The sequence below is a fragment of the Pseudomonadota bacterium genome (assembly GCA_030860485.1).
GTDB lineage: Bacteria > Pseudomonadota > Gammaproteobacteria > JACCXJ01 > JACCXJ01 > JACCXJ01.
Genome location: JALZID010000386.1, coordinates 1 through 6,079, shown reverse-complemented (window position 1 = coordinate 6,079; position 6,079 = coordinate 1). Strand labels below are relative to the sequence as shown.

6 protein-coding genes and 1 pseudogene are annotated in these 6,079 nt (G+C 63.1%); 2 read left to right on the top strand and 5 right to left on the bottom strand.

What is annotated here, in order from left to right; all coding sequences use genetic code 11:
• The 4 genes from M3461_23640 to M3461_23625 all read right to left on the bottom strand — a co-directional run.
• Positions 1 to 328: 2-oxoglutarate and iron-dependent oxygenase domain-containing protein (locus M3461_23640; protein ID MDQ3777130.1), on the bottom strand; the 328-nt coding region annotated here is incomplete at its 3' end.
• Positions 318 to 884 carry a DUF309 domain-containing protein gene (locus tag M3461_23635; GenBank protein MDQ3777129.1) on the bottom strand — a complete coding sequence of 189 codons (567 nt, stop codon included), beginning with the start codon at positions 882 to 884 and terminating at the stop codon, positions 318 to 320. The genes M3461_23635 and M3461_23640, both read right to left, overlap by 11 nt.
• Before the next feature lie 93 nt (positions 885 to 977).
• Positions 978 to 1,319 carry a Rieske (2Fe-2S) protein gene (locus tag M3461_23630; GenBank protein ID MDQ3777128.1) on the bottom strand — a complete coding sequence of 114 codons (342 nt, stop codon included), beginning with the start codon at positions 1,317 to 1,319 and terminating at the stop codon, positions 978 to 980.
• Positions 1,320 to 1,597: 278 nt separating this feature from the next.
• Positions 1,598 to 1,825 carry a hypothetical protein gene (locus M3461_23625; protein MDQ3777127.1) on the bottom strand — a complete coding sequence of 76 codons (228 nt, stop codon included), beginning with the start codon at positions 1,823 to 1,825 and terminating at the stop codon, positions 1,598 to 1,600.
• 166 nt (positions 1,826 to 1,991) lie between these two features.
• On the opposite strand from M3461_23625, the gene M3461_23620 reads away from it, so the two are divergent.
• Positions 1,992 to 2,246 (top strand): hypothetical protein, encoded by a 255-nt coding sequence (locus M3461_23620; protein MDQ3777126.1) that lies wholly within the window; start codon positions 1,992 to 1,994, stop codon positions 2,244 to 2,246.
• Between the two features lie 33 nt (positions 2,247 to 2,279).
• On the top strand, positions 2,280 to 5,183 hold the full coding sequence (locus M3461_23615) for a PAS domain S-box protein (protein MDQ3777125.1): 2,904 nt from the start codon (positions 2,280 to 2,282) through the stop codon (positions 5,181 to 5,183).
• Between the two features lie 78 nt (positions 5,184 to 5,261).
• Here the strand turns inward: M3461_23615 and M3461_23610 are convergent.
• A pseudogene (locus M3461_23610) lies at positions 5,262 to 5,928 on the bottom strand (phosphatidylglycerol lysyltransferase domain-containing protein).
• Positions 5,929 to 6,079 lie beyond the last annotated feature (151 nt).

The window sequence follows — 6,079 nt, the reverse complement described above, 5'->3', positions numbered from 1 at the left end:
CGAGCTCCGCGCCGAAATAGAGGCCTTCCTTGAGGTCGGGCCTGCCCGAGGTCAGCTCACCGCCGACGGGGAAATACCCGCGCCACGCCCGACCGCCCAAGCCCATGCGGATCTCGAGCTTCCTCTCGAGGGCCTGGGCGAAGAACTGGCGGCTCACGTGCAACAGCCGCTCTTGCAGACCCTCGTCCACCCCATGACCGAGGATGTAGAAGAACCCGTGCTCGCGGCAGGCCTGCCCGATCTGAGCGGCCACCGCACAGCGGCCCGCATTCCGAGCGATCAACGGTCGGATATCGATGATCGGTAGCTGCAAAGGCTCACTGGCCAAGCTTGCGAATTACGTCAGAGTCGTGCCACTGCGGGATGAGCAGGAAGGGCAAAAGCGACCCCTGATCTGCCGCAGGCATGGCGCGTGTACTGGCCAGCTCGCTCGCGTAACGAGCGAGCACTCTGGGGTCCAGGCCAAGGTAGTGGATCTCTGCGGCACCGAGCTCCCGTGTCACTTGGTCGAACAGCAACTGGGCGCGCGCCGCATGCTGGCGCACACCGCGCTCGCGGCCCTCCCGGAGCTTGACCCCCGCGGCGGCCAAGGCGATGAGCGCCTTGAGGAAATCGGCCATCCTCCCACTTCGGCCGCAGGCGTGCCAAAGCCCCTCCCAAGCCTCGTGCGCCTCCCAATAATACCCACGATTCAAGAGGTCAATGCCGTACAGATAGGGTCGGCAGTCGTCCCACCGATCGGGGTCGAGTCCTATCCGGAACTTCGGCAGAGCACCGGAGCTATGCCCGGCCCGGTCGCGGGTGGGATGCGGGTGTTTGCCACGCGCGTAGGCGTAGGGGGGCAACGGGAGCTCGGGAGCGAGCCGCGGAACGCGTCGAACCATAAGCGTTGCACAAGATGGGACCGGTGTTGAGGCGCAGGCGGCGGCGTTGTCGGCGGGAGCTGCAACGAGGGACTCTTCGTTGCCAGGAGGTATCTACTCGTTGCCTATGCTCGCCTCATCTCCCGCCACCGCTACCGCATAGACGGGCACATCCTTCTTCATGAAGGTGGTCAGCCCGCCCAAGATCGGGTGCTTGCCGACCCAGGTCACCACTTTACCGGTCGTGATATCGAACTTCGAGCCGTGGCAGGGACAGGTGATGATCGTGGCCTCGAGCGTGCCTTTGCTGAGCGAGCATCCCAGATGGGTGCATCTGTCCCCGATCGCATAAACTGCTTGACCCACCCTCGCTACGAGGATGCCCTTGCCCTCTAGGTCCACCCGCGTTGGCTGGCCTTCACGAAGCTCCGATATCTTCAACGTCAGCTTTGCCATCAGGATGTCCTCGTTTACGCTACGGCAACCTATCTATCATTATACGGCCCTCCTCTGCGGCCCGGGATCGGTCGCTTCCGCAGAGGAAACCGTCGCGACGCCAATGTTCTCATGCATGGCGAGAGGAGATCCATGCAGCGCACCGGGGCGCGTGATATCGGTCCGGGCCTCCCCCGTGCGGTTTCCTGATATCGGGTGCCGAAGGCATTGATTGGTCAATAATGCCGCTCCGTCTCGCTGTCGGGTGGTTCCCCGCTGGGTGCCTTGGCTCGCGCGGCTCATTGTTCATGACGAGCCATCTTCGCCTGTACTGTCCTGCGCGCAGCCGCAAGCTCTTCCTGTATGGCGTCCCGCCCGGGGAAGACGCGGCCGGCCTTTCGGTACCAGTAGCGCGCGTTGTCGAGATCGCCTTCGAGGATATGCACGATCCCGTGCAGCCATGCGGCCAGCGCGGAGTTTTCGACCTGTACGATCTCGTGGGCCTCTTGCCATGCCCCCGCCGCCAAGAGATCTACCGCTCGGCCTAGGGACTCAGCACCTGCCGCCGATGCGATTTTATCGGAATGGCTCATAATAGGGTCGCAGGCGATCCAGGCCGCAGCCTAAGGAGATCGTATCAGATACTGTGTCTACCCGGCGTTGGTGCCTCCGGAGGAGCTGTATCGTGGCCTTGTGCCAGAACCCGAGCGGCTACCGGAACTCACCCGGCTCGTGACCCGGAGCTACGCCGAGGGGCAGACTACGAGGCCCACGAGGCCCGGGTGTGCATCCAGAGGGCCGCACGCTGGACGATCCCAGGCGCTCGCGACGTTACCGCCAGGGGCAGCACCTCAAGGGCCGGAGGACATGGCGGCGCTGTTCGCGGGCATCCCCGAGGCCTTGGAGAACGCCGTGTGCCGCTATTCTTCCAATGACACGCTGCTCTAGAATACCCCGTTCTTCAACCTGAAGGGTACCGTGATGAAGCCCGGAATCCCGAAATCGGTGGTCTACAGCGTTGTGCTGCTGCTCGTACTACTCGCTGTAAACGGCGGCGTTTCCTGGTATTACACGCGCACGCTGCACGACCGCGTGGGCATCGCCCAGAGCTATGAAATCCTCGATGCGTTGTCCGACTCTTTGTTGCTGGTCCTCGAGGCGGAGACGGGACAGCGCAGCTATATCCTGACCGGCGATCCCGCTTTCCTCGATCACTACCAGTCTGCGTTTTCCTCCCGCGCTGAAGCCTTAGGGAGGCTAAAGCGACTGACCGCGGATCGTCCGGAACAGCAAGCGAGGCTCGCAAAGCTGGAGGAAAAGATAGCGGCCCGCATGCAATTCGCGGAACGCGCTATCGCGCTGCGCCGGGAACAGGGATTCGAGGCCGCCCGCGAGCTGGTGGCGGGCCGGGCCGGCAAGCAGCTAACTGATGCGATACGGGCCCTGGTGGCCGACATGGAGCGCGCGGAGAACGCGACACTCCAAGGGAGGGTCGCGCAAGCAACCCGGAGTTACTCCGCAGTCTCTTTGGCGGAGCTTGGGATGCTGCTCTTGGTGCTCACCACCGCCGGGGGTGCCTATGTGGTGATTCGGCGAGAGATCATATCCCGCTTCCAAGCCGAAAATTATGCGCACGAGCAGCACGAGTGGTGCATGACCATATTGACCAGTATAGGCGATGCGGTGATCGTGACCGACACCCGGGGCATGGTGACGCTGGTCAATTCCGTCGCCGGCAGGTTGACCGGATGGGGCGAGGATGCCGTTGGCAAGCCGCTAAAGGATGTATTTCGCATCGTCAACGAATCCACGCGTCGCGCGGTCGAGAATCCGGTCGACAAGGTGTTGCGTGAAGGGACGATCGTCGGCCTCGCCAACCACACGGTGCTGATCGCGAAAGACGGCATCGATCTACCGATCGACGACAGCGGTGCGCCGGTAAGAAACAAGGGGGGAGAGCTCACCGGTGTCGTGCTTGTGTTCCGCGATATCACCGAGCGCAGAGCAGCCGAAGCCGCACTGGCACGCAGCGCACGGCAGTTTCACCTCATCGCCGAGACCGTCCCACAAATGGTCTGGATGGCAACGCCCGGCGGTCGCATCGAATATTTGAACCAGCGGTGGCTCAAATACATCGGACTTTCCCCTGAAGAGACCGAAGGTTGGGAATGGCAACGCATCGTCCACCCCGACGATTTGCCCGGTGTCCTCGCGAAATGGACGCATGCGCTCGAAACCGGCGAACCGTTTACGGTCGAGCATCGGCTGCGGCGCGCGGACGGGACTTATCTATGGCATCTCGGACAGGCGCTGCCCCTGCGCGAAGACGGCCAGATCGTCAAGTGGTTCGGAACCTGCACCGATTTTAACGAACAGAAGCGTACCCTCGATGCGCTGCACGAAAGTGATGAGCGGCTGAAGTTTGCGCTCTCGGCCGCGCGCATGATGGCATGGGAATGGGACGTGACGACCGGAACGGTAATACGGTCCGACAATGCAACCGAAATCCTCGGTGTTCCGAGCAGCGGCATCCCGGCGTTCAAGGACCTGATCCATCCCGACGACCGTGCGTCGGTCGAAGCGACGGCGGCGCAGGCGCTGCGGGGAGAGGCGCTATACGACGCCGAATTTCGCATCATCACGCCCGACGGCAGGCTCTTGTGGATCGCCGACAAGGCTCGCCTGCGTCGCGATCCTGGGGGACGCCCGACACATCTCACGGGAATATCCGTGGACATCACAGAACGCAAGCGCAGCGAGCAACTGCTCTTGGAAGCCGATCGCCGCAAGAACGAATTCCTCGCCATGCTTGCACACGAACTGCGCAACCCGCTTGCTCCCATCCGCAGCGCGGCCCATGTGTTGCGGCTGCTGGGTCCGGAGGATGAGAAACTCAAGTGGGCGCGGGATGTGATCGAGCGTCAGGTGCAGCATATGACCCGGCTCATCGACGACCTGCTCGATATCTCACGCATCAGCCGCGGCCGGATACAGTTGCAGAAGCTCCCTGTCAGCATCGCCAGCGTGGTGGCTGGCGCGAGGGAGACCGTTCGGCCGCCGACCGAGGCGCGCAATCAGAGCGTGGACATCGTGATGTCCGCCGAACCTGGCAGCGTTCTTGGCGACGAAGCCCGTCTGGTCCAGGTATTGTCGAACCTGCTGAACAATGCCGTGAAATTCACGCCGGACGGCGGACGCATCACGCTGACGGTTTCGACACTAGCTAACGAAGTTTTTATCACCGTGCGTGATACCGGTATAGGCATCCCTGCCGACATGCTGGAGCGCGTGTTCGATCTATTCACCCAGCTCGACTCTTCGCTGGAGCGCTCGGAAGGGGGGCTCGGCATCGGACTGACGCTGGTCAAGAATCTGGTCGAGATGCATGGAGGAACGGTGAGGGCGCGCAGTGAAGGTCGCGGCAAAGGCAGCGAGTTCACCGTGCGCCTTCCGCTATTACCTGAGATGCCACAGGTTAGGCCCGCCCCCGCTGCCGACCGTGATGAACCCGCGCCGGCAAGCCGCCGCCTGCGGATCCTTGTGGTCGACGACAATCGGGATGCGGCCGAGAGCCTGTGCATGCTGCTCGATCTCCTGGGCCACGAGACTCGTGCCGCATATGATGGGGCCTCGGGATTGGACATCACGAAAGAGTTTCGGCCGCAGGCGGTGTTCATCGATATCGGGATGCCGGGCATGAGCGGTTACGAAGTTTGCGGTCGTTTGCGCAAGCTCATCCACACGCAGGACGTGGTGTGCGTCGCGTTGACAGGGTTTGGTGCCGAAGAAGATCGGGAGCGCTCGCGCGACGCCGGCTTTGATCATCACTTGGTGAAGCCGCTCGAAATTGCCGCATTGCGGGACATCCTGCTGCAGGTACCTTAATAGTTCCGGCGCATCGAGCGAGGCGTCACCGAGCACGAGGCGGAGCGTTCGCGTTGACCGTTCGCTCTGCCAGGAGCGCTACTTCGTCACCACGCCCGACACGCCGCCGCTGACGAGCGCGGCCACGTGCCCGAGCGCGATTGGCGTGGCAAGGCCACCGGGCGAGGCCAGGTAGCGCGGCGCCCAGATTGGATCGAACTTGTCCTTGAACGCACGCAGGCCCTGGAAGTTGTAGAAGTGCTCGCCGTGGCGGAAGAGCAACGCGCCGAGCTTGTTCCACAGTGGGGCGAGCCGGTGCTCCTCGAGGCCGGCGAGCGGCGCCATGCCGAGGCTGAACCAGCGATAGCCCTGTGCGCGTCCCCACAGCATCAACTGGGCGAACAGGTACTCCATCACCCCGGAAGGCGCGTCGTCGGCGTATCGCATCAGGTCGAGTGACATCTCCTCCTTCACCTCGCCGGCCCAGACGTTGGCGAATGCGACGATGCCGCCCGTCCTTGCGCACCACGGCCACCGGCAGGCGCGCCAGGTAGGAGCGGTCGAAGCGGCTGAGCGAGAAGGACTTCTCGCGCGTGTTCCTGCGGGCGAGCCACTGGTCGGAGATCCCCTGCAGCTCGTCGAGCAGCGCCGGGACGTCCTTGGCGGCCAGGAGATCGAAGGCGGCGCCTTCGCGGGCCATCCGGTTTCCAGCCTGACGCAGCGTCGCGCGCGAGGGACCGGACAGCGAGAAATCTTCGAGGGGCACTCGCGCCTTCCTCGCCTAGTGGAGTGTCCCTTAAATAACTTGACAGATTCTCTGGCAATTGCTATGCTCACGGTCATGCCGAACACGAGGCTGTCGATCGAGTTGCAACCGGCTGAACGGACGCAGCTCGAAAAGTGGGAGTCCTCACACG